This window comes from Chloroflexota bacterium, assembly GCA_020850535.1.
Taxonomy (GTDB): Bacteria; Chloroflexota; UBA6077; order UBA6077; family JACCZL01; genus JADZEM01.
This window is the reverse complement of sequence record JADZEM010000219.1, coordinates 84,368-110,008: the sequence shown is the minus strand read 5'-3', so window position 1 is coordinate 110,008 and position 25,641 is coordinate 84,368. Positions and strand designations below refer to the sequence as shown.

The window sequence follows — 25,641 nt, the reverse complement described above, 5'->3', positions numbered from 1 at the left end:
GGGTCGTGGGTCGTGGGTCGTGGGTCGTGGGTCGTGGGTCGTGGGTCGTGGGTCGTGGGTCGTGGGTCGTCAATGTTGGTGAAAGCATGCAAGCTGCAATTGTCATCCTGAGCGCAGCGAAGGATCTCACCCGCTGACCGTCAGCCCTTGCGTCACCCGCAGACCATCATCGTGTTGCCTCACCCGCTGACCGTCACCATCGCGTCAGCGGGTGAGATCCTTCGTTCCGCTCGCAAGCTCGCTTCACTCAGGATGACATGGTGGGGTAGGCATCGCTCACGATTCGCTGATCGCTGATCGCTGATCGCTGATCGCTGATCGCTGATCGCTGATCGCTGATCGCTGATCGCTGATCGCGCGCTGGCACGCGCCATGCGCTTCTCTCCTCTGCCCAGGCTGCACATCCCACACAGCAGCACACCGCGTGGCGACGCGCGAGGCGCGGACCACCCCACGGAGGAGAGGAGGCGCTATGGAAGGGGCAGCCCAGCAGATACCTCAGCAGAGCAGCACCGTACGCGTGGCCGCCGTGGGCGACGTCCACTGCACGACGCGCTCGCAGGGTGCGCTCGCGCCGATCTTCCAGGCGGTCAACGAGCTGGCCGACGTCCTGGTGCTCTGCGGCGATCTCGCGGACTACGGGCTGGCCGAGGAGGCCCAGATCCTGGTGCGCGAGCTGAGCGTGGTCCGGGTGCCCATCGTGGCGGTCCTCGGCAACCACGACTTCGAGTCCGAGCAGCAGGACGCCGTCAAGCAGATCCTCTGTGAGGGCGGTATCCAGGTGCTCGACGGCGACGCTTGCGAGATCAAGGGCGTCGGGTTTGCCGGCATCAAGGGGTTCGGCGGCGGCTTCGGGTCACGGACGCTCGGATCGTGGGGGGAGCCTGCCATCAAGGCGTTCGTGCAGGAAGCGCTGCAGGAGGCGCTGAAGCTCGAATCGGCGCTGGCCCGCCTGCGCACCGAGCAGAAGATCGTGCTGATGCACTACTCGCCGATCCAGGCGACCTGCGAGGGCGAGCCGCTGGAGATCATGCCGTTCCTGGGCAGCAGCCGGCTGGAAGAGCCCATCAACCGCTACCCGGTGACTGCCGTCCTGCACGGGCACGCGCATCACGGCAGCCTCGAGGGCCACACGCAGGCCGAGATCCCGGTCTACAACGTCTCCGCGCCGCTGCTGCGGGCGCACTTCCCGGATCGGCCGCCGTTCCGCATCTTCGAGCTGCCGACGCGCGGGCCGGCCCAGACCGAGGCGCCGCCGACAGAAGGCCGGAGCCACAACGGCCTCGCCGGTCCGAACGGGCAGCAGCCGCACGCCGAGCAGCCATCTGGCCAACAGCCATCCGGCCAACAGCCATCCGGGCAGCAGGCTGCCGTGCAGCGCGTGGGCCTCAACGCACGGCAGGAGGCGCAGCACGCCACACCGGTCTGATTCTCAGCAGTCCTGACGGTTTCCAGCAGGGCGAACACCGTCCTCGCCGGCTGCCAATCGCCTGTCACGCAGACGCGCGGCGCGGCATCTGACGAACTGATGCACCCACCAGGCAGCAATCACCATCCACCATCCAGCGCCCGAGCAGATCGAGCTTCGGCCTGACCGAGCATCCCTTGGGCAGTTCGACGACGAGCTGATCCGTCTTCAGACATCCCTGTCAGCGATCTCTTCAGCGGCGTTCGTCGACCCGGCCTCGTCTCCGCCAGCGGCCGGGCCGGCGGACGCCGTTCCCGCCCCGAGCAAGGGCACAGTGGAGCACACCATGCACGCATCAACCATGCACGCATCAACGGCATCGACTACCGGGCACGGGTCGCCGCGGGCCACGCGCACCGCGAAGGCCGCGCGCGCCGCGAAGGCTGCTCCGGCAGCCAGGCAGACCCTGCCAGCCACCGGGCACGCGCCGCTGGCCGTGCCCATGCCGGTGCAAGGGTACCCGGAGCGCCACCTCGATCCCGAGACCAGGGCGTTCTACCGTCGCGCACTGTGGCGGCTCCACCAGGAGGAGGTACCGTTTCTGGTCGGCGGCGCGTACGCCTTCGAGCGGTACACCGGCATCGCCCGCCACACCAAGGATCTGGACGTTTTCGTTCGGGAAGCTGACCATCCACGAGCACTGGCGGCCCTCGAACAGGACGGCTGCCGCGGCGACGTTCCGTTCCCGCACTGGCTGGCGAAGGCCTACTGCGGCGAGCATGTTGTGGACATCATCTTCGGCTCGGGTAACGGCGTCGCGCCCGTGGACGACCTCTGGTTCGCGCACGCCGTGGACGAGACGGTCCTGGATGTGCCGGTCAAGATCGTGCCAGCCGAGGAGATGATCTGGCAGAAGGCGCTCATCATGGAGCGCGAGCGCTTCGACGGCGCGGACGTGGCCCACCTGCTGCGCGCCCGCGCCGAGACGATGGACTGGCGGCGACTGCTGGCCCGCTTCGGGCGGCACTGGCCGGTGCTCCTGAGCCACCTGATCCTCTTCGGGTACATCTACCCGGAGGAGCAAGCGCGGCTGCCGGCCGGCCTGCTGAGGCTGCTGCTGCGGCGGGCGGAGACCGGCATGACCTCGGAAGATGCGCTCACGCCGCCGGATGCCGACGGCCCGCTGTGTAACGGCCCGGTCCTGTCACGCACGCAGTACGTGGTGGACGTGGAGCAGTGGGGCTACCAGGATGGCCGGGTCGAGCCGGTCGGCCTGATGACGGTGGACGATGCCGCTACCTGGACGGAAGCCGGCCTGGCGGGCTGAGGGCCGTGGATCGTGGTGAACGTGTGCAAGTCGCAGTTGTCAGCCTGAGCGCAGCGAAGGACCTCACCCGCTGACCGCCAACATTCTCGTTATCGGCCGACCATCATGCTGCACCTCACCCGCTGACCGTCGATGTTCGCGTCAGCGGGTGAGGTCCTTCGCTGCGCTCAGGATGACAAGGGGCGTTGCAGGTTTGCCATTGACCTGTGGCGCATGTGCGGCCGGATACTCCCACGCCCCACGCCCCACGCCCCTAGCAGTTTTCCGGGTCGTCCACGGAGCAGGTCGCACCGGTCGCCACGGCTCCGACGGCCAGCAGCTCGGGTGTCTTCGGCCGCTCCAGCTCCACCACCCGCTCGATGACGTCCACCAGCACCTCGGCCGGCTGCGCGCCCGAGACGCCGTACTTGCCGGCCAGCAGGAAGAACGGCACACCGTCGATCCCGAGCCCGCGCCCGGCTTCCTCTTCAGCCTCGACCTCGGCGAGGCCTTCATCCGTCGCCAGGAACGCGCGGACGGCGTCGGCGTCGAGGCCGGCAGCAGCCGCCAGTTCGGTCAGCTGATCTGGATTGCCGATGTCCTTGCCGTCCGTGAAGTAGGCCTGGAACAGCGTGTCCACCATCTCGATCTGCCGCCCCTCGCGCTCGGCCAGCCAGATCAGTCGATGCGCCGCCAGGGTGTTCGGCGTCCGCGTGATGCGGTCGAAGGCCAGCTCGATGCCCTCCCCGCGCCCGGCCTCGGCCAGCCGGTTGTCCATGCTGGAGGATCGCTCGGCGCTGCCAAATTTCATGCGGCGGTACTCGGCGCGGTCCATCCCCTCAGGCGGTATCCACGAGTTGAGCTGATACGGCTTCCAGGTGACGTGGATCTCGTGTTTGCCGTCGAGCAGGTGCACGGCCTTCTCCAGCCGCTTGCGCCCGACGAAGCACCACGGGCAGACCACGTCCGAGTAGACCTCGATGTTGACGACCGCCATCGGGCGACCTCCCTGCGGCCACGTGCCTCGGAAACGCTCGCCGGGCGGCGTCTCGGCAGCGGCCTGTGCTTCGATTGTAGGCCGCGCCGCGGATCCTGCGCCGAAACCGTGAGTCCCCGGCAGGGTGATTGCCCGTTCGTTCGTGTCCTTGTAGCGCCACGGAATGAGCGGTCGGAGGGTGATGAAGATCGACGAGTTGCCGCGGCAATCGCCCTGGGCTCCCCATCCGTACCACCGGGTCGGTAGCGCGACCTCGTCAGAGGCCCCTCAGCCGACGTTGGCACGGGCTGTGCTGGCCTTCTGCCGCTGAGTTCGGCTGGAGGGAGCCAGATGCCGCACACTACCTGCGCCCACTGTCATGTCGCCATCACTGACCACGCCACCATGGTCGAGCATGGCGGGCGGACCTTCTGCTGCACCAACTGTTCGAGCGCCGAGCACGGGCAGATGCGCGGTCGCGCAACGACGGAGATGTGCGCCCACTGCCACGTGCCACTGGTGGATCAGACGACCCTGGCGGAGCGGAACGGTCAGACCTTCTGCTGCGTCAACTGTGCCTCGGCGATGGCGGCGAGCGTCGGCCAGCACTGAGCACACCCCCGCTACGCACGTGACGACCTTCCCCGTCATCCCGAGCGAGGTGAGGCTGCTCCCGTCACCGTCATCCCGAGTGACGTGAGCGTGCGAACGCAGTCGAGGGATCTTCCTCACGCTACAGAAGGAGAAGATCCCTCCACTCCGCTCGTGCCTCGCCGCGGTCGGGATGACGGAGGGGTGTGCTCGTGCCTCGCGTAGCTTGCCCTGAGCGTGCCGAATGGGGTCGGGATGATGACCGGCACTGAGCGACCCGGTGATTGACGCCGGACGAGCCACTAACGCCGCTCGGCGGCGGTCTGCTGCTCGTAGCGTTGATGGGCGCGCTCGATGGCCGCCCGTCCCTGTGACGAAGTCTCGGCGACGTTCGCCACCACCCGCTGATACGACTGCTCCAGCGGCAGCAGCGAGTGCTGGAAGCGTGGCATGACGTACCGCGCGAACAGCTCGTAGCTCTGGCGGATCTTCTCGGGCGTGGTGAACTCTTGCGCCCGAATCAACAGGCCGCCGAAGCCGCCGGTGATCGCCTGAAGATGCTCGATGGCGGCGATACAATCGTCAGGAGAGCCGACGATCCACTGGCCGCTCTCGGCAAGCTGCTCGATCAGCGTCTCGTCGTCCGTCGGCCGGTCGACGGCGCGCAGGCTGCCACGCGTGTTCCCGAGCGCCTGCTCCCAGTATCTGGTCAGGAACTCCAGGCCCCCGGCCTTGATGTCCGCCAACGCCTCTTTGCGCGACGGGGCGACGTGCAGCGGCGTGACAATCCGCCACTCGGCGCGGTTCATGGTCCTGCCGTGCTTCGCGGCCGTCTCCTCGGCCACCGCCCACTGCGCCTTCGGATCGACGGCCCCGCGGTGCCCGACGAACGAGCCGAGCGAGAGCACGCCGAGGCCGTGCTTGCCGGCCAGCGTCACGCCGGCCGGTGACTGCACCGAGGCTACCGCAATCGGGAAATGCGGCTTCGTGTAGGGGCTGAGATGGAGCGTCGCGTCGTTCAACTGGAACCAGTCGCTCCGGTGGGTGATCGGCTCCGGCTCGGTGAGCAGCCGCATGATGGCGTCGAGCGACTCCTCCATCATCTCACGCTGGCGCGTCGGCACGATCCCGAGCATCTGAGCGTCGCTGAGGAGCGCCCCGGGGCCGACCCCGAGCATCACGCGCCCCCGCGTCATATGGTCGAGCAGGACCATCCGGTTCGCGACCATCAGCGGGTGGTGGTACGGCAAACTGATGACGCCGGTCCCGAGCATGATCCGCCGCGTGCGGGTAGCGGCGATGCCCATGAACACTTCGGGCGAGGCGATGGTCTCCCAGCCGGCGCTGTGGTGCTCCCCGATCCAGGCCTCGTCGTAGTCCAGCTCGTCGAGCATCTCGATCAGCCGAACGTCGCGCTCGATGCCGAGGGTCGGGTTCTCGTAGTGGCGGTGGAACGGCGCCAGGAAGATGCCGAACTTCATGCGGGCAGGTCGGAACATCGTCGTCTCCCCCCAGGGCCGCCCGGCCGTCGTCTCCGAGCAGCCCGTCCGGATTGTATCCCGAATACCGTGCTCCTCCCAGTGCGCTGCGCCATGGGCGCCCCGCGGCATCCTGCACTGCGGCCAGCGCAGTCGCGGCCCCCCGCCCCCTCCCCCGCACCATGCTCCCATTGCTGCTCCGGCAGCCGAGGACTACACTACTCACGTTTAGAGTAGAGTCGTCCACACACGCCATCTCGGCAGCCTGCTATACCTGCCGTTGTCCTGATTGCTCTATGACGAATTGGACCTTCTGGTGAGATCGGAGGCGCCACCTATGATTCGGACTCGTGTCTCCCGCGCGTCACGGCTGCTGTTGTCCCTCTTCCTGGTGATCCTGGTGCTGCCCTCGGCCAGCCTGGCCGGCCCCTCGCGTGAGGCCGCGGCGCAGGAGGCCATCGAGGTCGTGCAGATCGGCCTGACCCAGAACTACCCGAACTTCCCCGAGCTGCTGGCCCTCTTCGCGAAGCAGGAGCCGAACATCAAGATCGTGCAGGCGCCGCAATCGGGCGGGAGCGGCAGCACCCTGGCCCGCTTGAAGACCGAAGGCGAGAACACCCAGGTCAGCCTCGTGTTCTTCGGGCAGGCGCTCGGGCCGCAGTTCCGCGACGCCGACGTGCTCGCGCCGATCCAGCCCACGGGCGCTGAGTTCCTGCTTCCCACCGACCACGATCCGAACGGCCTCTACTACTCCTGGGCGCTCTGGACGCCGGCCTTCATCTACAACAAGGATCAGATGGCGAACCCGCCCAAGAGCTACGCCGACCTGCCCAACGCCGAAGGCCGCATCTCCTACGACAACCCGGTCACCTCGGCCTCGGGCATGATCTTCCTGGTCGGCGCGATCCTGGCGAACGGCGGGACCATCGAGAACCCGGAGCCGGGCTTCGAGTACCTGAAGAAGCTGCGCTCGAAGATCACCACCTACCCGTCGTCGGGCGGCGAGTCGCTGTCGCTGGTGCAGAAGGGCGAGCTGGGCCTGATCGTCCACTACAGCGAGGCCAACCTCTACAACAAGTACTTCGAGAACGCCCCGATCGAGGTCGTCGTGCCGAAGGAGGGGATGCCCCTCTCGGCGCTGTCCGTTGGCGTGGCGAAGTACGCCCCGCAGGCTGAGGCGGCGAAGAAGTTCGTGGACTTCCTGCTGACGCCCGAGGCCCAGAACCTGCTCGCCAGCCGCTACTTCCGCCCGGCCCGCACCGACATCACCGTGCCGGCTGAGGTCCGCGCGAACTACCCCGAGAACTACGAGGCCGGCTACCCGTTCGACTGGGACAGCATCCTGCCGTACCAGAAGGCGTGGCTGGACCGCTGGAACGCCGAGATCAAGTAGGGCCGGGCGCGCGCGGTGGTCTCTCTGCCCGGGCGTGGCCCCGGCCGTGTCGGCGGCATGCTGCTGGCGGCCGGGGCCGTCTGGGGCCTGTACCTGCTGTTGCTGCTGGGGCTGATCGGGGCGCTGGTCGTGTCGGCGGCAGCGCCGGGCAACGTCGGCGGGCGCTTCCTGCCGCTGGTGGCCCCGGGCAGCGTCCGCGAGGCCCTGGTGCGGACGCACGCCGTCGCCAGTGTGGCAACGCTCCTGGTGCTGGTGCTGGGGACGCTGTTCCTGTTCTGCTGGAGGCTGCGGCCCGGCCCGTCGCTCACGCCGATCCTCCGTGCGCCGCTGCTGCTGCACGGCTTCCCGGCCGCCCTGGCCTACCTGATCGTCTTCGGGAATGCTGGCTGGCTGAACCGCATCCTGCAAGCCCTGCTGGGGCTGTCCCAGCCGCCCCTGCCGCTGGCGTTCAGCGTGGAGGCGCTGCTGCTGTTCTTCTCGATCTTCGGCCTGCCGTACTTCCTGGCCTACACCATCGTGGCCGTGGGGCGGGAGGCTGCCGACTTCGAGGATACGGGTCGGCTGCTCGGGGCTGGCCCGTTCGAGACGTTCCGGCGCGTGACCCTGCCGCTGACCGGGCCGGCGCTGCGCGCGGCGGCCTGCCTGGCCTACATCCTGGTGGCCGGCTCGCTGGCCGTCCCGATGCTGATCGGCGGGGCGCGCCACGCGCTGCTCTCCGCTGAGATCTTCAGCCAGTTGACCTCGTTCGCGGATGTCTCGCGGGCGTCGGCCCTGGCGCTCGGGCTGGCCCTGACGCTGTTCGTCGCGCTGACGCTGGTCGAGCGGCTGGTGGCCGCGGGCGTGCGGCTGCTGGCGTCCGGCCGGCTGTTCCGGCCGCGCGCGGCTGCCGACGGCTCAGACGGCGCCGCAGCCGAGGGCGCACGTGGGCGCCGCCTACAGTCGTGGCTGGCCGCCGCGTACCAGTGGGGCTGGGCGGCCTTGCTGGCGTTGCTGGTGCTGACGCCGCTCTACGCCTCCTTCGTCGGCGATTGGGGCAACAGCCTGTTGCCACGCACCTGGACGCTCCGCTGGTACCTGCAGGTCGATCCGCGCTTCTGGAGCTCGGTGCAGTTGAGCATCGTGCTCAGCTTCGCGGCGGTGCTGCTGACGCTGGCGCTCGGGCTGCCGCTGGCGGCGGCCTGGCGCTTCGCGCCGCTCCCCGGCAAGGGGGTGCTGCGCGTGCTGGTGCTGCTGCCGATCGGCGTGCCAGGCTTCCTGTGGGGGTTGAGCCTGCTGGTGCTGGCCCACGCGACGGCCCCCGCCCTGGCGCGCGGGCCGGCCCTGCTGGTGGTGGGGCAGGCGTTCCTGGCGCTGCCGTTCATGGTGCGGGTGCTGATGGCGGCGCTCGAAGGGCTGGACGGCGAGTACCTGGCGGTGGCGGCCGGGCTGGGCGCTGGGCGTTGGGAGCGGACGCGCCGGGTGCTGCTCCCGCTGCTGCTGCCGTCCATCGGGGTGGGGGCGGCGCTGGTCTTCGTGCGGACGTTCGGCGAGTCGAACCTGGCGCTGATGGTCGCGCCGACGCGCTACCAGACGGCCCCGTTGTGGCTGTACGAGGCGGTGGGGGTGTCTGGGATCGGGGCGGCCAGCGCGCTGGAAGTGTTCCTGGTGGCCGCGCCCCTGATGGTGCTGCTCTCCTGGGAAGCGTGGCTCAGGCGGCGCGCGCCGTGGTCGCTGGCCCGCGCGGCGCTGCCGGTCTAGCCGTGGCCAACCGAGGATCGTCAGGTATGCCGACGGTATCCGGGGTATCCGTCAGCATCGTGGATGCGCGGGTGCGGCTTGGCAACACGCTCGTGCTGGACGGCCTCTCGCTGGAGGTGGCGGCCGGCGAGTGCGTGGCCCTGCTGGGGAGCAGCGGCAGCGGCAAGACGACCATCCTCCGGCTGCTGGGGGGGCTGGTCCCGGCCGAGCGGGGAGCGATCTTCGCCGATGGGCGGGAGATCGGCAAGCTGCCGCCGGAGCGGCGCGGCATGGCGATGATCCACCAGCGGTTCCTGCTCTTTCCGCACCTGACGGCCGGCGAGAACGTCGCGTTCGGGCTGCCGTATCGCGGCGTCCCGCGCGGCGAGCACGGCCAGCGTGTGGCCGACTTGCTGCGGCTGGTCGGGCTGGAGGGGCTGGCCGGGCGCTACCCGCACGAGCTGTCCGGCGGGCAGCAGCAGCGGGTGGCCATCGCCAGGGCGCTGGCGACGCGTCCCCGCGTGCTCCTGCTCGACGAGCCGCTCAACAGCCTGGATCAGCCGATCCGCGAGCGGCTGCTGGACGAGCTGCGGGCGCTCCACCGGGCCGAGGGCTGGACGATGCTGTACGTCACGCACGACCAGGCTGAGGCGGCGAGGATCGCGGCGCAGGTGGCGGTATTGGAAGGCGGGCGCATCCTCCAGATCGCGCCCTACGAGACGTTGCGGGAGCAGCCGGCCTCGGAGGCAGTGGCGCGGGTGCTGGGACTGCGGAACCTGACGCCGGCCGTGCTCCGCGATGGCTCGCTGCACCTGACCGACCTCGACGTGCGGGCCGCCTGGGACGGGCCGGCTCCCGCGACGGCTGCCAGCCCGCTCCTGGCCTACCTGCCGCCCGACCGGCTGACACCGGGTCCAGGTGGGCCGGGCTGCCTCCGCGTCGATGGGACGGTGGACGAGGTGGCGTCGTTGCCACACGCCGTGCTGGTGCAGGTGCGGCGGGGGTCCGGGCGGCTCCAGGCCATCGTCACCCGCTCGACGCTGGCGGCCGCGGGTATCGTGGTGGGCGGGCCGCTGACGCTGAGCATCGAGGCAGGCAGCGTCCATCTGCTGGCCGAGCAGCGCGACGAGCAGACCGTTCCGACTGGGGACTCCCGGAGCCTGCCGCTCACGCAGCGCCTATGACGGCTGGGCGGCGCACCACCGACGCCAGAGCGCGCGGTAGACCCCTTCAACCGACCGCGTGTACTGACGCACGTCTCCGATGGGCGAGGCCAGCAGCCGCGCGCGGAGCGCTGCGCGCACAGCGGCCAGGGACTGAACATCGGCGGCTGCCTGGACGGCTGCCGCGACGAACGCCTCGCGCGACGTGGCGATCAGGTCCGGCAGCCCGAGCGTCGTCAAGAACGAGGCCGACATCCGCTCGGTGATCCGCGACCCGGCCAGCGTGACGCTCGGGACGCCCATCATCAGCCCTTCGAGCGTGGTGATGCCGCCGCTCTGCGGGAACGTATCCAGTTGGAGATCGACCAGCCCGTAGGCCGCCAGATGCTCCTGCCGGGAGGTCGGGCCGAGGATGGTGAGGCGGCCCGCCGAGACGCCCTGCCGCCCGAACGCCGCCTCGATCCGTGCACGCACGGCTGGCTCCTCCAGCCCCGAGCCTTTGAGCACCATCCGCGCGTCTGGCACGGCAGCGACCACCCTGGCCCAGAGATCGAGCACGTCATCGGTGAGACGCGGCAGCCGGTGGAACGAGCCGAACGTCACGTGGCCGGCCGCCAGAGCCGGCAGCGGCACGACCGCCGGCGCATCGGCTGGCGGCTCGAAGCAGAGCACCGACGGCAGATCGACCACCGCTTCGGCGAACGCGGCGCGCTGTCCGGTTGGCAGGACGACGGGATCGGCCAGGAAAGCGTCGATGGCGTCGAGGCCGGTGCCGGCCGCGTACCCCCAGGCCGAGACCTGGACCGGGGCCGGCCTCCGCCCGAAGACCGGCAGCCGGTTGCCCGCCGAGTGGCCGGACAGGTCCACCAGCACGTCGATGGCGTCGGCCTGGATCTGCGCCGCCAATCGCTCGTCGGGGAGCTGCGCGACATCGCGCCAGCCATCGGCCAGCGACCGGATCTCGGCGGTCAGGGCGTCGGGGATGATGACGCCCGAGTAGCAGACCACCTCGACCTGGGCGCGGACGTGGGCGCGCAGGATCGGGAGGATCGCCAGGGCTGCCGAGTGACGGTAGAAGTCCGCCGAGACGTAGCCGACGCGCAGGCGGCGCTCAGGCTCGGCGGTATTCCCGTAGGCGGGCGGGTTGGCGCGCCAGCCCTGCCCGAAACGGGCGTTCCAGCGCTGCCGCTCGGCCTGGGCCTCGGCGGCCCCGTCCGGGAGCAAGTCCAGCAGAAAGATCAGCCCGCTGTGAGCAACCGCCGAGTCGGGCGCGATCTCCAGGGTACGCCGGTAGAGCGCCGCGGCCTCGTCGAGCCGCCCGGCGACCTGGAGGGTGCTGGCGAGGTTGGTCAACGCTTCCAGGTGGGTCGGCTGGAGCTTGAGGGCGCGGCGCAGACGGCTCTCGGCCTCGGCCAGCCGCCCGAGCACTCGCAGCGAGATGGCGGCGTTGGTGAGCGTCTCGGCGTGGTTTGGACGCAGCTTCAGGGACCGCTCGAAGCTCGCCAGCGCGGCCTCTGGCTGCCCGAGCGACTGGAGCAGCACGGCCTGGTTGTTGAGGGCGTCCACGTGGTCTGGCTTCAAGTCCAGCGCCCGTGTGTAGCAGGCCAGGGCCTCCTCGCGTCGCCCGAGCGACTGGTACGCCACGCCCAGATTGCTGTGATAGGAGGCGGCCAGCGGCTCGATCTGGATGGCCTGGGAGATCAGCGCCGCCGAGGCCTCGGCATGCCCGAGCTGGTTCGCCAGGACACCGAGCAGGTGGAGGGCTGGCGCGTTGGTCGGATCGGCGGCCAGGATCTGGCGGTAGATCGCCTCGGCCTCGGCAAAGTGCCCGGCGCTGTGCAGATCGCGTCCGCGTGCAAGGGCCTGCTGCATGGGCGCAGTCTGCCCGGACGTCGGCCGCGCGGCTGTCCCCGACTGAGGTGCTCGTGGGTCGCTCTGGAGACGCTGACGCGCAGCAGGCTGAGGTCGCTGTTTCACGGTCGATCCTTCGAGCGCCGGCATCCTGGGCGGCCGGCTCGCTGGGAGAGCATCGGGCGGTGCCGCCGTGATTAACGGCTGCGCCTGACCGTGGGGTGACGGCCCGGTAGCGCCTGCACGAGGCGTTCACCGTGCGCACTCCTCAGAGCAATCGCATGCACGCTGGTGCTCCCAAAGCATCAAGCCCCGACGCCGCCGCCCGCCGCGTTCACTATGCAACTGCCCTGGCACACTCCTGGAGGTGGTCGCAGGGGGCTGGCCGGCTCGCGTACGATCAGCCTGACACGACGATGTGTGAACTTCTGCGAGGCGGCGGCCTGGACCGCCGCGGAAACGGGTGGACACTCGATGGCGAACGGGACACAACCGCTCCAGCTCGGCCTGCTGCTCCGCACCGGCGAGCAGGCGAAGCCGGCAGGCCGCGTCGTCGGCTGGCCGGAGCTTCGCGAGATGTCGGTGCTGGCCGAGGCGGTCGGCTTCGACACGATCTGGGTCGCGGATCACCTGATCATGCGGAATGCCGGCTCGGTGGTCATGCCGCCGGGCGTCTCGCGCGGGCCGCTGGAAGCCTGGACGCTCCTGAGCGCCATCGCCGCCGTCACCAGCAAGGTGACGCTCGGGCCGTTCGTGGCCTGCAACAGCTTCCGCGAGCCGGCCCTGTTCGCCAAGATGGCCGACACTCTGGACGAGGTAAGCGGCGGCCGGCTGCTGCTCGGCATCGGGGCGGGCTGGCACGAGCCGGAGTACTCGGCGTTCGGCTTTCCGTTCGACCACCTGGCGAGCCGCTTCGAGGAGGCGCTCCAGATCATCGTCCCGCTGCTCAAGGGCGAATCGGTGACGTTCCAGGGGACGTACTACCGGGTGACCGACGCCGAGCTGCGGCCCCGTGGCCCGCGCCCGGGCGGCCCGCCGATCTGGATCGGCGCGAAGCAGCCGCGCATGCTGCGCCTGCTGGCGAAGTACGCCGACGCCTACAATACCGTCTGGCACCGCGAGCCGACGCCGGCCATCGAGGCGTTTGCAAAGGTCGACGCGGCCTGCGCGGAGGTCGGGCGCGACCCCGCGGCCATCATGCGGACGGCCGGCGCGATGGTCGTCGTGCCGGGGTTGGAGGCCATCGACGCCAACCCGAACTTCCTGACCGGCTCGGCGGACGAGGTCGCCGAGCGGATCTGGTCGTTCCACACCGAGGCCGGCGTCACCCACATGACGTTCATCCTCGACCCGTGGACGGTGGACGCTATCGGGCAGTTCGGCAAGGTGATCGAGAAGATCCGGTCCTACGGCGGCTGACCCGCCTCGACTCCCCGGCCGGCCGGGTCGGGCCGCGCAGCGCAGTAGGGAAGCACCAGTGTCCCAGGGGACGGCGCGATTCTTACCGTTCGAATGTGGCGGGGTAGATGACGGCTGGCTCGGCGTAGCGCGTCTCGGGCAGGCGCAGCGCATCCTGCGATTCGCGGATAAACGGGTACAGCTTGATCAGCCGCTCGCGCTCCTCGGGGGTGACGGGGAGGCCGGTCAGCGCCAGCACGCGGTCCACCTGCGCCTCGGCGTCATTCGTCTCGGGAACCTGGACGCTGTCGCTCATGCCGGCAGCCCCTCCTTCGCAATCGGCGGCGCCCGCAGGTGCCAGTCGGTGATCTGTTGGTACGCATCCGCGACCTTGAAGACGGTCGGCTCGGCGAACGGCCGCCCGACGATCTGCAACCCGATGGGCAGCCCGGCCGACGAGAAGCCGCACGGGATCGTCAACGCCGGCAGGCCCGTCAGGTTCCAGATCGGCGTCAGGCTGTAGCTGCGGGTCGTCGAGTCGGGATCGTACCCCTCGAAGGCGGGGGCCGTGGTCGCCATGCCGGGCACGATCAGCACATCCACCGGGCTGGCCGTGCCGTCCGCCCGCTCCTCGAAGGCACGGGCTACCTCGTCGCGCAGGAGCGGCCGGAAGCGCTGAGCCTGGACATAATCAGCAGTGCTGAAGAACGCGCCGACCTGGAACGCCTGTCGGGTGTACTTGCCGTACAGCTCCGGCGTCGCCTTCAGGTCCGGCTCATGATAGGCGTAGGCCTCGCCGACCATCGTGATGCGCTGGGCATGGCGCGCGGTGTCGGCGTGCGGGATGTGGACGTCGTGGACCGTCGCGCCGGCCGCGGCCATCGCCTGCAGCGCCGCCTCGACGCTCGCCTTCACCTCGGGATCGAGCGTCGGGATGGTGAAGAAGTAGTCTCGTGGCACGCCGATCCGCACGCCGTCGAGCGAGCCGGTCATCAGCCCCGTCATGTCCGGCACCGGCACGTCGACCGCGCAGAGGTCGGCCGGGTCGTAGCCGGCCAGCACCTGGAGCATGATGGCGCAGTCGCGGGCCGTGCGGGCCATCGGGCCGATGTGGTCGAGACTGTAGCCGAGCGGCACACACCCTTCCTTGCTGACCCGTCCGAAGGTCTGCTTCATGCCGCTGATGCCGCAGTAGGCTGCCGGTCCACGGATCGAGCCGCCGGTGTCCGTGCCCAGGCCGCCAAGGATCAGGCCGCCGCCGACGGCTGCGCCGGTGCCGCTGCTGGAGCCGCCGGGCGTCCGCGTCAGATCCCACGGGTTCTTGGCGATCCGGAAGCCAGTGTCGGGGTCCGGCCAGCCGAGGGCGTACTCGTGGAGCACCAGCTTGCCGATGATGACCGCCCCGGCCGCCCGCAGCTTCTTGACGACCGTCGCGTCGTACAGCTTCCCGTCGCGGTACGACCAGGCCGGGTCCATCACCCGGCTGTTCGCCGTCGAAGGCGCCTCACGGGTGGCGATGATGTCCTTGACCCCGATGGGGATGCCCTGGAGCGGCCCCCGGTCGACGCCGTTCGCGAAGTCCCGGTCGGCCTGCCGCGCGGCTTCGAGCGCCGTCTCGTCGAAGATCTTGATGAAGGCAGCGAGCGTGTCCTGGGTGGCGTGGATGCGGGCAAGCTGGGCCTGCGTCAACTGGACGGAGGTGATCCGGCCGCCGCGGAGCCAGTCGGCGGCCTCGGCGATGGTCAGCGGAAGCGACGACGAGGAGGAAGCGTCGGGCATCGCGGCACCTCGGGACAGAGTTGTTGACGGGGTGTCGGGTTCTGGGTTTCGGGTTTCAGGGGTGGGTCGTGGGTCGTGGGTCGTGGGTCGTGGAGCATACGGTAGCAGGAGCGCTGACGCACGGCACATCCTGAGAGCGTGGTACCCCCAGCGGGCCGGCATGGCTCTTGCGTCCTCTGCTGTCCGAGTTTCTCTCCGAAGAGGTCAGATGGCGATCTCCTCGCCTGGGGCGAGATCGGGCGCACCCGTGGATACACCGCCGCACTGGGGCTGGGGGTCGGGCCGGCAACTCTGGGCCTGCCGCCTGAGTCACGCGCTCGGGCTGGTGGTCGTGCTCGGCATGCTCGTGATCGTGAGTGCCACGCCGCCGCCCCGCAACGGCCAGGGTACAGTGGCAGCCGCTCCCGCCCGCCCGAATGTGCTGCTGATCGTGGCAGATGACATGCGCGCCGACGGCCTCCAGGCCATGCCGACGATGCAGGCGCTGGCGGCCCAGGGCGTCACCTTCACCCAGGCGATGGCCCCCACGCCGCTCTGCTGCCCGAGCCGGGCCAGCATCCTGACCGGGCAGTACGCTCACCGGCACGGCGTGCTCAACAACGACTCGCCGCACGGCGGCGTCGGCGCGTTCGATGCGTCCTCCACCGTCGCAACGTGGCTCCAGGCTCAGGGCGTCCGGACCGGCCTCGTGGGACGCTACCTGAACGGCTACGACTCGCTGGAGATCCCGCCGGGCTGGGACTCCTGGTTCGCCTTCTGGCAGACCGACGACAGCATCGACATCTACAGTGACTACGACGTGAACGACCAGGGCGAGCGCCGCCACTTCGGCACCGAGGACGACGACTACTCGACCCGCGTGCTGGGGCGGCAGCTACGGATGTTCCTGGCGCAGCAGCCCGAGCGGCCGTTCTTCGCGCTGTTCACGCCGCGCACGCCCCACGGCCCGGCCGAGCCAGACCCGCTGGACATCGGCAAGTACCAGGGCTTCCCGTTTCCCATCTCGCCGGCCTACGACGAGGCGGATATCTCGGACAAGCCGTCCTGGGTCCGCGAGAACGGCCCCCTGCGCGCCGGCGAGGAGCAGCAGATCGCGAAGCTGCGTCGGCGGCAGTGGGAAGCGCTGGCCGGGCTGGATCGGGAGATCGCTCAGACCGTCGAGATGCTGCGGGCAGACGGACGGCTTGCTAGCACCTGGATCATCTTCACCTCGGACAACGGCATCACCCTGGGCGAACACCGGCTGGACGCTGGCAAGGCGTGCCCCTACGAGGCGTGCGTGCATGTCCCGCTGGTCGTGGTGCCGCCCGGAGGGCTGCCCACGCCGCGCGCGGACGACCATCTCGTCGCGAACATCGACCTCGCTCCGACCGTCACCGCGATCCTCAGGACCGAGCCGGCCTCTCCTGTGGACGGCCAGAGCATGCTGCCGCTGATTGACAACCCTGCCGCCCCCTGGCGAGACGCGCTCATCCTGGAGCAGTGGCACGAGTCACCCGAGCGGTGCTGGTCTGGCGTCCGCACGCCGACGCACAAGTACGTGCGCTACGACAACGGCGACGAGGAGCTGTACGACCTCGCGGCGGACCCGGACGAGCTGGAGAGCCTCGCCCACAACCCGATGTTCGCCGAGCAGCGGGCCGCGCTGGCCGGGCGGCTGGACGTGCTGCTGGCCCGCTGAACAGGTTGCCCTGGCAATTGCCAACCTGCGGCACGTCAGGCCAGCGCGGCGCGGCAGGCCGCTGCCCGCTTGAGCAGCACGCCGTGCTCGCGAGCGTTCCGCGTCCCGGCCGCCGCCTCTTTGAAGGCCTGCTCGGCCTCGGCGTGCCGCCCCAGCTTTTCGAGGAAGTCGCCGCGCACGGCCGGGAGCAGATGGTAGCCCTTGAGCGCGCCAGACTCGGCGAGGGCGTCCACCAGCTCCAGCCCTGCCGCCGGCCCTTCGGCCATCGCCACGGCCACGGCTCGGTTCAGCTCCACCACCGGCGACGGCGTCACCTGGGCCAGCACGTCGTAGAGGGCGGCGATGCGCGGCCAGTCCGTCTCATCGGCGGTGTGGGCGCGGGCGTGGCAGGCGGCGATGGCCGCCTGGAGCGCATACGGCCCCAGAATCGCGTCGGCTGGGAGCAGCCGCGCGCCGCGGTCGAGCGCCGCCAGCCCTCGATGGATCAGGAGCTGATCCCAGCGTGCCCGATCTTGCTCCAGCAGGAGGATCGGCTCGCCGCCGGGGCCGACGCGCGCCCGCGACCGCGAGGCTTGCAGCTCCATCAGCGAGACCAGCCCGTGCACCTCCGGCTCGTCGGGCAGCAGCTCGGCCAGGATGCGTCCCAGCCGGAGCGCATCCTCACACAGCCCGGGCCGCATCCAGTCGTCGCCGGCCGTGGCCGCATACCCCTCGTTGAAGATCAGGTAGATCACGCTGAGCACCGAGGCCAGCCGCTCGGGAAGCTCGCCGCGCGGAGGCACCTCGAAGGGGATCTTCGCGTCGGCCAGCGTCTTCTTGGCCCGCACGATCCGCTGCGCGATGGTCGGCTCCGAGGCGAGAAACGCCCGTGCGATCTCGCTCGTGGTGAGGCCGCCGAGCAGACGCAGCGTCAGGGCCGCGCGCGCCTCCGTCGAGAGGACCGGGTGGCAGGCGATGAAGATCAGCCGCAGCAGATCGTCGCCGATATGGTCGTCCAGGCTGGCGTCGAGGTCCGTCCCGGACGCGTCCAGTACCGATTCGAGGTAGCCGATCTCCTCGTGCTTGCGTTCGAGTGTCATCTTCCGACGCAGCAGATCGACGGCTCGGCGCTTTGCGATGGTCATCAACCATGCGCCGGGGTTCCGGGGGACGCCGTCCTGGGGCCACTGCTCCAGCGCGGCGACCAGGGCATCGCCGGCCAGCTCCTCGGCCAGCCCGACATCTCGCACAAGCCGCGTGAGGCCGGCGATCAGCCGCGCGGCCTCGTTGCGCCAGACAGCCTCGATCGCACGGTTCGCGTCATGAACCATGCGGAGGTTATAGGCGAAACCTCACCCTCCGCCCCGCTGCTCCCTGTCCGGCCCGCGGCTCGGCCGCCCCGCACCCCTTCGGACGCACCGGAGCAGGAAACGTATCGTCAGCTCTCCTGATGAGCGATTACGCAGTAGGGGGTGGTGGCGGCGCATCCTCGAAGATCGGCCGGATCTCGCACTCCATCTCTCCGAAGACCTGCGCCCATTTCGTCGTCCACCTGATGGCCTCCTCCTTCGAGGCGACGTTCAGAATGGCGAAGCTCGCGATCAACTCCTTCGTCTCGGTAAACGGGCCGTCGGTCACGGTCACCTTGCCGTTGGACAGCTTGACGCGGGCGCCGAGCGCGCTCGGCGTCAGTCCTTCGGCGGTGACGAGGATGCCGGCCTCAGCCACCTCCTGCATGAACGTCATCATCCGGGCCGTCACTTCGGGGCCAGGGAACTCGCCGGCCTCGGAGTGCTTGTCGGCGCGCGACATCACCATGAACTTCATGTGGGTGCCTCCTTTCCATCAGGGAAGCTGATCGAGATCGGCGAGAGGACGCGGCGGCCTCGCCGCTTACGCCTCGGCTTCGAGCTGCTCGCGCAGACGGTACTCCTGCGCGCGAGCCTCGGGCGTCATCTCCTCGCCGAAGTCCTCGGTCTCGAACACCGGGCGGATCTCCAGGATGCCGGCCTCCTCGGGCATCGGGGCCGGGCAGCGCATGGCCCAGGCCAGGGCCTCGTCCATGTCCTTGACCTGCCAGATCCAGAACCCGGCGATCAGCTCCTTGGTCTCGGCGAACGGGCCGTCCACCACGGATCGATTGCTGCCGGAGAAGACGACACGCTTGCCGGCCGAGCTGGGCTTGAGTCCCTCGCCCGCCTTCATGACGCCGGCGTTGACCAGCTCCTCGTTGAAGTCGCCCATCGCGGTAAGCAGGGCCTCGCTCGGCATGATGCCGGCCTCAGACTCCGCGGTCGCCTTGACGATGACCATCACACGCATGGTGGAACCCTCTCCCGTGTCCAGTGTCTCGGGGACGGGCGCTGGCGGCGCGGGTGGCGCGCCAGCGGCTGTTCTCCGCCCCGCTACTCAGGACGTCGAACGGGATCCCCCGAAATCGACAGCCTGAACGAGCCAGTTTCGGGCAAGTTCCACGGCGAAGGGTCGTAGGCCGTGGATCGTGGACGCATGCTGGCTGACGCGTGCCGCTCTATCGTAGCAAACACGCGACTCCCAACTGTCATCCTGAGCGCAGCGAAGGACCTCACCCGCTGACCGTCAAGTCTCGCGTCAGCAGGTGACCGTCGATCCTCGCGTCACCCGCTGACCGTCAAGTCTCGCGTCAGCGGGTGACTGTCGATCCTCGCGTCACCCGCTGACTGTCACCACTCGCGTCAGCGGGTGACTGTCGATCCTCGCCTCACCCGCTGACTGTCACCACTCGCGTCAGCGGGTGAGGTCCTTCGCTGCGCTCAGGATGACAACTGTAACTTGCATGCTTTCAGCAACATTTACGACCTACGACCTACGACCTACGACCTACGACCTACGACCTACGACCTACGACCTACGACCTACGACCCACCGCTAGTACCAGGCCGCCTTGTCCACGATGTTCTTCAGCGGCTGGCCGGCTGCGAACCGACGCGCGTTCTCCAGCAGGATCTGGTAGCGTCGCTCTGGCAGGTTCTCGGCGTCGTGCACGGCGATGTGCGGCGTCAGCATCACGTTCGGCAGCGTCCACAGCTCGTGGTCGGCTGGCAGCGGCTCGATCTCGTAGACGTCCAGGCCGCAGCCGGCGATCACCCCGTCGCGGACGGCTGCCGTCAGATCGTCCAGCCTGGTCGTCTTGCCGCGCCCGATGTTGATGAAGTACGCCGTCGGCTTCATCAGCGCGAAGCGGCTGGCGTTCCAGACGCCCTCCGTCTCCGGCGTGTGCGGTGTGGTGGAGATGACGAAGTCGGCGCGCGGGAGCACGCTGTCCAGGTCGGCCGGACCGTGCCGCTCGACGCCTGGGGCCTCGTGCTCCCAGCGCGGATCGACGCCGACGATCTTTGTGCCGAACACCTGGAGCCGGCGCGCCGCCTCCTGCCCGATGCCGCCGACGCCGTAGATCAGGGCGGTCGCCTCGGTCAGATCGACGGCCGGGTGGGGCCGCGCAGATGGATTCCAGGTCTTTTGCCGCTGGGCTTCCATCCAGTACGGGACGCCCTGCGCCAGCGCCAGCACGAACATCAGGATGTGCTGGCTGATGTGGTCGTTGTAGATGCCGCGCGGGTTGGCGATGATGACCGGGTGGTCGGTCATGGCCGGGTAGAAGTAGCCGGGGACCGGACCAGCATCCGGGTTCTGCAGCCATTGGAGCCTGCCGGCCAGCGGCAGCAAGTCGGGCGGGATCCAGCCGTAGGCGGCGTCGGCGTCGGCCAGCTCACGGCGGGCCTCGTCGAGCGTCTCGGGGGCTACGACCTCATACTCGGGGAGATCGGCCGGCAGGCGTCCCGAGAACTGCCGCTTGAGGGTGTCGATCGGCGGCATGAAGACCATCTTGGGCATGGACAGGCTCTCCACTTCGAGAGGATGGGTATCGGAGGGGAGCAGGCGGAATGTTGGCGCAGCCTGCACGGGGAAGATAGCCGGGATGCCCCCCTGGCTCCCAGGGAACCGTACATCACTGGCGCAATCGCCCGACGCCCTTCACAATGGTCGCGACGGCACCGCCGCGCGCACGTTGACGAGAGGGTTGTCGCATGCCTGAGCTGTCGCCTGTGGCCCACCTCTGCTGGCAGGTCGCCGGCCTGGAGGCGCGGCGCGCGGGCGCACCGCTGATCGCCGTGGAGCACCTGCTGGTCGGCCTGCTGAGCCTGGAGAAGCTGCTCGACCCGTCATCAGGGGTGGACGTGGCCCGGCGCGAGCTGGTGCGCGCCGATCACCTGGTGCTCGCGGCGCTCCTGCGCGAGATCGGGCTGGACGCGGCCATCCTGCGACGGGAGCTGCGCCAGCGGTGGCCGCGCGGCCTGCGCCAGACGGATGGCGTCATGAGCCGCGATGACGCTGCCCGGGCGGCGTTCGGGCAGGCCGATGCACTGGCGCAGCAGGTTGGAAGCCCGGCGTACGGGCCGCTGCACCTGCTGGCCGTCCTGCTGGAGCATCCTCCGTCGCTGCTGCTGGCCGCGCTGCCATCTGCCATGCCATCGGTGCGCTCCCAGGCCGACGCCGGCGCGACCGTCGAGCGGCTGCGGGCGGCCATCCTCGCGCGGATCGGGCCGCCGCCGGCCCCGCCGCGGCAGGACACCAGTCAGGTGTGGGTCGCGCCATCCGATCCGGCGACATCCGATCAGCCGTATCCCACGTTCGAGCTGTCGTCGCCGACGCCGCGCCCGCACCAGATGCCGAAGTTCTTTCCCGTGGATCGCCCGACGGATGGTCCCTCAGACGTCCCAGCAGGCAGCCCGACGCCCACGCCACAGGCCGAGCGGCGGCCGCGGCCGACTGACGGTGTACCCGCGCGCCCGGCCGGCGACGCCCAGCCGGCGGCGCGGGCGACGCCGCTGCCGACGCGCCCGGCCGTGCCCGCCGTCCTCTTGCGGTTCGGGCGCGATCTGACGGCCGAGGCGGAAGCCGGGCTGTTCGGCCCGGTGGTAGGCCGGCACGACGAGATGCTCCAGGTGGTGCGCGTCCTGCACCGGCGGACCAAGAACAGCCCGGTCCTGATCGGCGAGGCCGGCGTGGGCAAGACGGCGGTCGTCGAGGGGCTGGCGCGGCGCATTGTCGAGGGCGCGGTGCTGCCAGGCCGGCGCATCGTGGCGCTGAACCTGTCGAGCCTGCTGGCCGGCACCAGCTACCGGGGCCAGTTCGAGGAGCGCATCGAGGAGGTCCTGGCCGCCGTGCGGGCGCGCCCGGACATCATCCTCTTCCTGGACGAGCTGCACACCATCGTCGGGGCGGGCGACCAGGACGGCCGGATGGATGTGGCCAACATCCTGAAGCCGGCCCTGGCGCGTGGCGAGATCGCCTGCATCGGCGCGACGACGACCGACGAGTATCTGCGCCACATCGCCTCCGACCCGGCCCTGGAGCGGCGCTTCCTGCCCGTGACGGTGACCGAGCCGACAGAGGCCGAGGCCCGCAAGATCCTGGAAGGGCTTCAGGCCGAGCTGGAACGACACCACGGCGTGCGGATCGAGCCGTCCGCCCTGGATGCCGCCGTCGAGCTGACGGCACGCTACCTGCCCGGCCGCCGCCTGCCAGACAAGGCCGTGGATGCTCTCGACGAGGCCTGTGCGCGGGCCAGCGTGCCGTCGCTCTCGCCGCCGGCGAGCCGCTACGAGGATGCGTTGGCCGGGCCGCCGTCTGGGCCGCCCGCCGTGACCCGCGCGACCATCGGCGAGGTCGTCTCGGCGTGGACGGGCATCCCTGTGGGGCAGATCGGGCAGGCCGAGGCGGAGCGGCTGGCTGACCTCGAAACCCGCCTGGCGGAGCGGGTCATCGGGCAGCCCGAGGCGATACGTCAGGTGGCCGAGCGGGTGCGGCTGGCGCGGACGGGCATGACGGACCCCGCCCGGCCGGCCGGCGTCTTCCTCTTTGTCGGGCCGAGCGGCGTGGGCAAGACGGCGCTGGCGACGGCCCTGGCCGAGACGGCGGTGGACGGCCAGCAGCGGCTGATCCGCCTCGACATGTCGGAGTACGGCGAGAAGCACGCGGTGGCCCGGCTGATCGGCGCGCCGCCGGGCTACCAGGGCCACGGCGACGAGGGACTGCTGACCGGGCCGCTGCGGCGCAGCCCGCACGCCATCGTGCTGCTGGACGAGGCCGAGAAGGCGCACCCCGAGGTCTTCGACGTGTTCTTGCAGCTGTTCGACGCCGGCCGCCTGACCGACAGCAGCGGCCGGCTGGTGGATGGCCGGCAGGCGATCTTCGTGCTGACCGCCAACGTGGGGGGAAGTGCTGAGCGGCGATCCATCGGGTTCGGGACGACCGCTGAGGGGCGCGGAGGGAGCGGGAGCGCTGGCGGGAGTGCCGAGCGTCGGGGAAGTGACGGGGCGTCAGGCGGGGGTGTCGCCGTGTCGGCGCAGCGCGAGTCGCTGCTGGCCGAGCTGCGACAGCACTTCCGACCTGAGCTGCTGAACCGCGTTGACGAGATCGTGCCGTTTCAGCCGCTGGGCGAGTCGGCGCTGATGTCGATTGCCGAGCGCCAGGTGCAGACGTTGCGGCGGCGCCTGCTGGAGGCGCACGAGCTGGATCTGGTGGTCACGCCGATGGCCCTGGCGCTGCTGGCACGGCTGGCTGCCGCCGAGTCCGGGGGAGCGCGCGCGGTGCAGCGCACGATCACCCGGACCATCGAGCAGCCGCTGAGCCGCGACCTGCTGACCGGCGCGTACCTGCGCGGGGAGTACCTGCTGGCCGAGGTGTCCGGCGAGCGCATCGTGCTGGTGCGGGATACGCGCACGATCTAGCTGGGTGCTCGGTGCTGGGTCGCGGCGCGATTCGTGCGAGCACCCGGTGATCGACGATGGCACTCGGAGGGACGATGACCGAACGACCCTGGATGGAGCTGTCCGCGACTGTCCTGGATGCCCCGGACGCCCGCGCGCTGGCCGGGTTCTACCAGCGGCTCCTGGGCTGGGCCGTTCGCACGGATGAGCCAGACTGGGTCACGCTCGACAGCCCGGATGGGCGGGCGTCACTGTCGTTTCAGCACGAACCGGCCTACGTGCGGCCGTCCTGGCCTTCCGAGACGAGCCGCCAGCAGATGATGCTGCACCTCGACATCGAGGTGCGCGATCTGGCGGCTGCCAGTGCCCACGCCGAGGCCGCCGGCGCCACGCTGGCAGACTTCCAGCCGCAGGAGGATGTGCGAGTCTTTCTGGACCCGGCTGGCCACCCGTTCTGCCTCTGGGTGCGATGATGGCAGGCCTGCGCGTCACGCGGCGGAGCGGAGAAGCGGCGTGACGTGCTTTCGATACCGATGCGCGAATACTCGTGCGAATGTAGCACAGCGGAGCAAAACGACCCGGGGTGGCGAGCCTGCTGTCGCCCGGTCCTGGACACTACCATTCGCTCAGACAATGTCGGGGACTGAAGGAGTGGGGATGAAGACGGCACTCATCACCGGGGCGACGTCAGGGTTCGGGGCGGCGACGGCGCGACGGTTTGCCGCCGCCGGCTGGCAGGTCGTCGGGACGGGGCGGCGCGTCGAGCGGCTGGCAGCGCTGGCCGACGAGCTGGGCAAGGAGAAGGTCGTCACGCTGGCGTTCGACGTTCAGGACGCGGCGGCGACCGAGGCGGCGCTGGCCAGCCTGCCGGACGGGTTCAAGGGTGTGGACCTCCTGGTCAACAACGCCGGGCTGGCGTTGGGAACCGGGCCGGCCCAGCAGGCGAACCTCGACGACTGGCGCACGATGATCGAGACGAACATCACCAGCCTCGTGACGGTGACGCGCCTGCTGCTGCCGACGCTCATCGAGCGCAAGGGCACGATCGTCAACATCAGCTCGACGGCGGCCACCTACCCCTACCCCGGCGGAAACGTCTACGGCGGCACCAAGTCGTTCGTGACGCAGTTCTCGCTGGGGCTGCGCTCGGATCTGCACGGCACGGGTGTGCGAGTCACATCCATCGAGCCGGGCATGGCCGAGACGGAGTTCTCCATTGTCCGGACGGGCGGCAACAAGGCGGCGGCCGACGCGATCTACAAGGGCCTCCACCCGATCACGCCGGTGGATATCGCCGAGACGCTCTACTGGGTGGCGACGCAGCCTCCGCACCTGAACGTCAACCGCATCGAGCTGATGCCGGTGAGCCAGTCGTGGGGCGGGTTCCAACTGGCGCGAGACGCGGAGTAGCGTCGCCTACAACGTCGCTCTCGCCGCCGCGATGGGCCGGGCCGAGCCGCGCCAGGGGAGCCACAGTCTGAGCGAGCCGACGACTGGCGCCAGCCGGGGCGCTGGCCTCCAGGCCAGTGAGGGCCTCCAGGCCAGTGATGGCATCAAGGCCATTGACATGCACGTCCACTTCGCCACCGGCGACAACCTCGCCCTGGCCGACGCGCAAGGCCCGTCCGAGGCCAACGCCGCCCAGGCCTCCTTCAAGGTCGAGCGGCCGCACGTCCCGCCCGACGAGGTGGCCGAGCACTATCGGCGGCTCGGGATCCGGGCAGTGGTGTTCGACGCGGACACCGAGACGCGGACCGGCCGCCGCGTCTCCAACGACGAGGTCGTGGCAGCTGGGCGGCGACGGCATTCGCCTCAAGCACTGCCAGCCGCTGCTGCTGGACGACGTGGCCGCCGACTTCCCCGAGCTGACCATCATCGGGGCGCACCCGTCCTGGCCCTGGCAGGATGAGATGCTCGCCATCGCCCGGCACAAGGCGAACGTCTACATCGACCTGTCCGGCTGGGCGCCGAAATACTTCGCGCCGGCGCTGGTGCAGCAGATGAACTCGCTGCTGCAGGACAAGTGCCTGTTCGGCTCAGATTTCCCGGTCATCCCCACCGAGCGCTGGCTGAAGGATTTCGCGGATCTGCCGATCGAGGACGCTGTCCGCCCGAAGATCCTGTACGGCAACGCGGCGCGCATCCTGGGGCTGCCAGCCTGAGACGCGCC

General features: G+C 69.9%; 21 protein-coding genes. 12 read left to right on the top strand and 9 right to left on the bottom strand.

The features are described from left to right. Positions 1-472: 472 nt before the first annotated feature. Together IT306_30710 and IT306_30705 are read left to right on the top strand one after the other, a co-directional pair. Positions 473-1,429 carry a metallophosphoesterase gene (locus IT306_30710; GenBank protein MCC7372824.1) on the top strand — a complete coding sequence of 319 codons (957 nt, stop codon included), beginning with the start codon at positions 473-475 and terminating at the stop codon, positions 1,427-1,429. A 481-nt stretch (positions 1,430-1,910) separates the two neighbouring features. Continuing rightward, entirely contained in the window at positions 1,911-2,735 is an 825-nt protein-coding gene (locus IT306_30705; GenBank protein ID MCC7372823.1) for a nucleotidyltransferase family protein, read from the top strand. Positions 2,736-2,988: 253 nt separating this feature from the next. On the opposite strand, the gene IT306_30700 is transcribed toward IT306_30705, so the two are convergent. After that, positions 2,989-3,711 (bottom strand): DsbA family oxidoreductase, encoded by a 723-nt coding sequence (locus tag IT306_30700; protein MCC7372822.1) that lies wholly within the window; start codon positions 3,709-3,711, stop codon positions 2,989-2,991. A 330-nt stretch (positions 3,712-4,041) separates the two neighbouring features. On the opposite strand from IT306_30700, the gene IT306_30695 reads away from it, so the two are divergent. Beyond that, entirely contained in the window at positions 4,042-4,302 is a 261-nt protein-coding gene (locus IT306_30695) for a hypothetical protein (GenBank protein MCC7372821.1), read from the top strand. Positions 4,303-4,583: 281 nt separating this feature from the next. On the opposite strand, the gene IT306_30690 is transcribed toward IT306_30695, so the two are convergent. After that, entirely contained in the window at positions 4,584-5,780 is a 1,197-nt protein-coding gene (locus IT306_30690) for an LLM class flavin-dependent oxidoreductase (protein ID MCC7372820.1), read from the bottom strand. Positions 5,781-6,096: 316 nt separating this feature from the next. Here IT306_30690 and IT306_30685 point away from each other — a divergent pair, with 316 nt between their 5' ends. From IT306_30685 to IT306_30675, 3 genes are read left to right on the top strand one after another with little or no spacing between them, the layout of a single operon-like run. Beyond that, positions 6,097-7,152, top strand: coding sequence for an extracellular solute-binding protein (locus tag IT306_30685; GenBank protein MCC7372819.1), 1,056 nt, complete (start codon positions 6,097-6,099; stop codon positions 7,150-7,152). A 15-nt stretch (positions 7,153-7,167) separates the two neighbouring features. Further along, a complete protein-coding gene (locus tag IT306_30680; protein ID MCC7372818.1) occupies positions 7,168-8,889 on the top strand; it encodes an iron ABC transporter permease in 1,722 nt (573 codons plus the stop codon). 26 nt (positions 8,890-8,915) lie between these two features. Next, entirely contained in the window at positions 8,916-10,052 is a 1,137-nt protein-coding gene (locus IT306_30675; GenBank protein MCC7372817.1) for an ABC transporter ATP-binding protein, read from the top strand. Here IT306_30675 and IT306_30670 read toward each other — a convergent pair. Next, on the bottom strand, positions 10,047-11,903 hold the full coding sequence (locus IT306_30670; protein MCC7372816.1) for a tetratricopeptide repeat protein: 1,857 nt from the start codon (positions 11,901-11,903) through the stop codon (positions 10,047-10,049). The genes IT306_30675 and IT306_30670 overlap by 6 nt on opposite strands. A gap of 453 nt (positions 11,904-12,356) precedes the next feature. On the opposite strand from IT306_30670, the gene IT306_30665 reads away from it, so the two are divergent. Then, positions 12,357-13,301 (top strand): LLM class flavin-dependent oxidoreductase, encoded by a 945-nt coding sequence (locus tag IT306_30665; protein MCC7372815.1) that lies wholly within the window; start codon positions 12,357-12,359, stop codon positions 13,299-13,301. An 82-nt stretch (positions 13,302-13,383) separates the two neighbouring features. On the opposite strand, the gene IT306_30660 is transcribed toward IT306_30665, so the two are convergent. Together IT306_30660 and IT306_30655 are read right to left on the bottom strand one after the other, a co-directional pair. After that, entirely contained in the window at positions 13,384-13,596 is a 213-nt protein-coding gene (locus IT306_30660) for a hypothetical protein (GenBank protein ID MCC7372814.1), read from the bottom strand. Beyond that, positions 13,593-15,059, bottom strand: a complete 1,467-nt coding sequence (locus tag IT306_30655; GenBank protein ID MCC7372813.1) for an amidase — start codon at positions 15,057-15,059, stop codon at positions 13,593-13,595. The genes IT306_30660 and IT306_30655 overlap by 4 nt, the downstream gene beginning before the upstream one ends. A gap of 208 nt (positions 15,060-15,267) precedes the next feature. Here IT306_30655 and IT306_30650 point away from each other — a divergent pair, with 208 nt between their 5' ends. After that, positions 15,268-16,740 carry a sulfatase gene (locus IT306_30650; GenBank protein ID MCC7372812.1) on the top strand — a complete coding sequence of 491 codons (1,473 nt, stop codon included), beginning with the start codon at positions 15,268-15,270 and terminating at the stop codon, positions 16,738-16,740. A 35-nt stretch (positions 16,741-16,775) separates the two neighbouring features. Here the strand turns inward: IT306_30650 and IT306_30645 are convergent, their stop codons facing one another. The 4 genes from IT306_30645 to IT306_30630 form a co-directional block, all read right to left on the bottom strand. Continuing rightward, on the bottom strand, positions 16,776-18,050 hold the full coding sequence (locus tag IT306_30645) for an RNA polymerase sigma factor (protein ID MCC7372811.1): 1,275 nt from the start codon (positions 18,048-18,050) through the stop codon (positions 16,776-16,778). Positions 18,051-18,177: 127 nt separating this feature from the next. Continuing rightward, a complete protein-coding gene (locus IT306_30640) occupies positions 18,178-18,546 on the bottom strand; it encodes a hypothetical protein (protein ID MCC7372810.1) in 369 nt (122 codons plus the stop codon). Between the two features lie 66 nt (positions 18,547-18,612). Then, positions 18,613-19,041, bottom strand: a complete 429-nt coding sequence (locus tag IT306_30635) for a YciI family protein (protein ID MCC7372809.1) — start codon at positions 19,039-19,041, stop codon at positions 18,613-18,615. A gap of 585 nt (positions 19,042-19,626) precedes the next feature. Beyond that, the gene (locus IT306_30630) at positions 19,627-20,592 is read right to left on the bottom strand and encodes a D-2-hydroxyacid dehydrogenase (protein MCC7372808.1); all 966 of its coding nucleotides are present in this window, start codon (positions 20,590-20,592) and stop codon (positions 19,627-19,629) included. Between the two features lie 194 nt (positions 20,593-20,786). Here IT306_30630 and IT306_30625 point away from each other — a divergent pair, with 194 nt between their 5' ends. From IT306_30625 to IT306_30610, 4 genes are all read left to right on the top strand, one after another. After that, entirely contained in the window at positions 20,787-23,492 is a 2,706-nt protein-coding gene (locus tag IT306_30625; protein ID MCC7372807.1) for an ATP-dependent Clp protease ATP-binding subunit, read from the top strand. A 92-nt stretch (positions 23,493-23,584) separates the two neighbouring features. Then, the gene (locus IT306_30620; protein ID MCC7372806.1) at positions 23,585-23,944 is read left to right on the top strand and encodes a VOC family protein; all 360 of its coding nucleotides are present in this window, start codon (positions 23,585-23,587) and stop codon (positions 23,942-23,944) included. A gap of 184 nt (positions 23,945-24,128) precedes the next feature. Beyond that, positions 24,129-24,881, top strand: coding sequence for an SDR family NAD(P)-dependent oxidoreductase (locus tag IT306_30615; GenBank protein ID MCC7372805.1), 753 nt, complete (start codon positions 24,129-24,131; stop codon positions 24,879-24,881). Between the two features lie 137 nt (positions 24,882-25,018). After that, on the top strand, positions 25,019-25,633 hold the full coding sequence (locus IT306_30610) for an amidohydrolase (GenBank protein MCC7372804.1): 615 nt from the start codon (positions 25,019-25,021) through the stop codon (positions 25,631-25,633). The last annotated feature ends 8 nt before the right edge of the window (positions 25,634-25,641 follow it).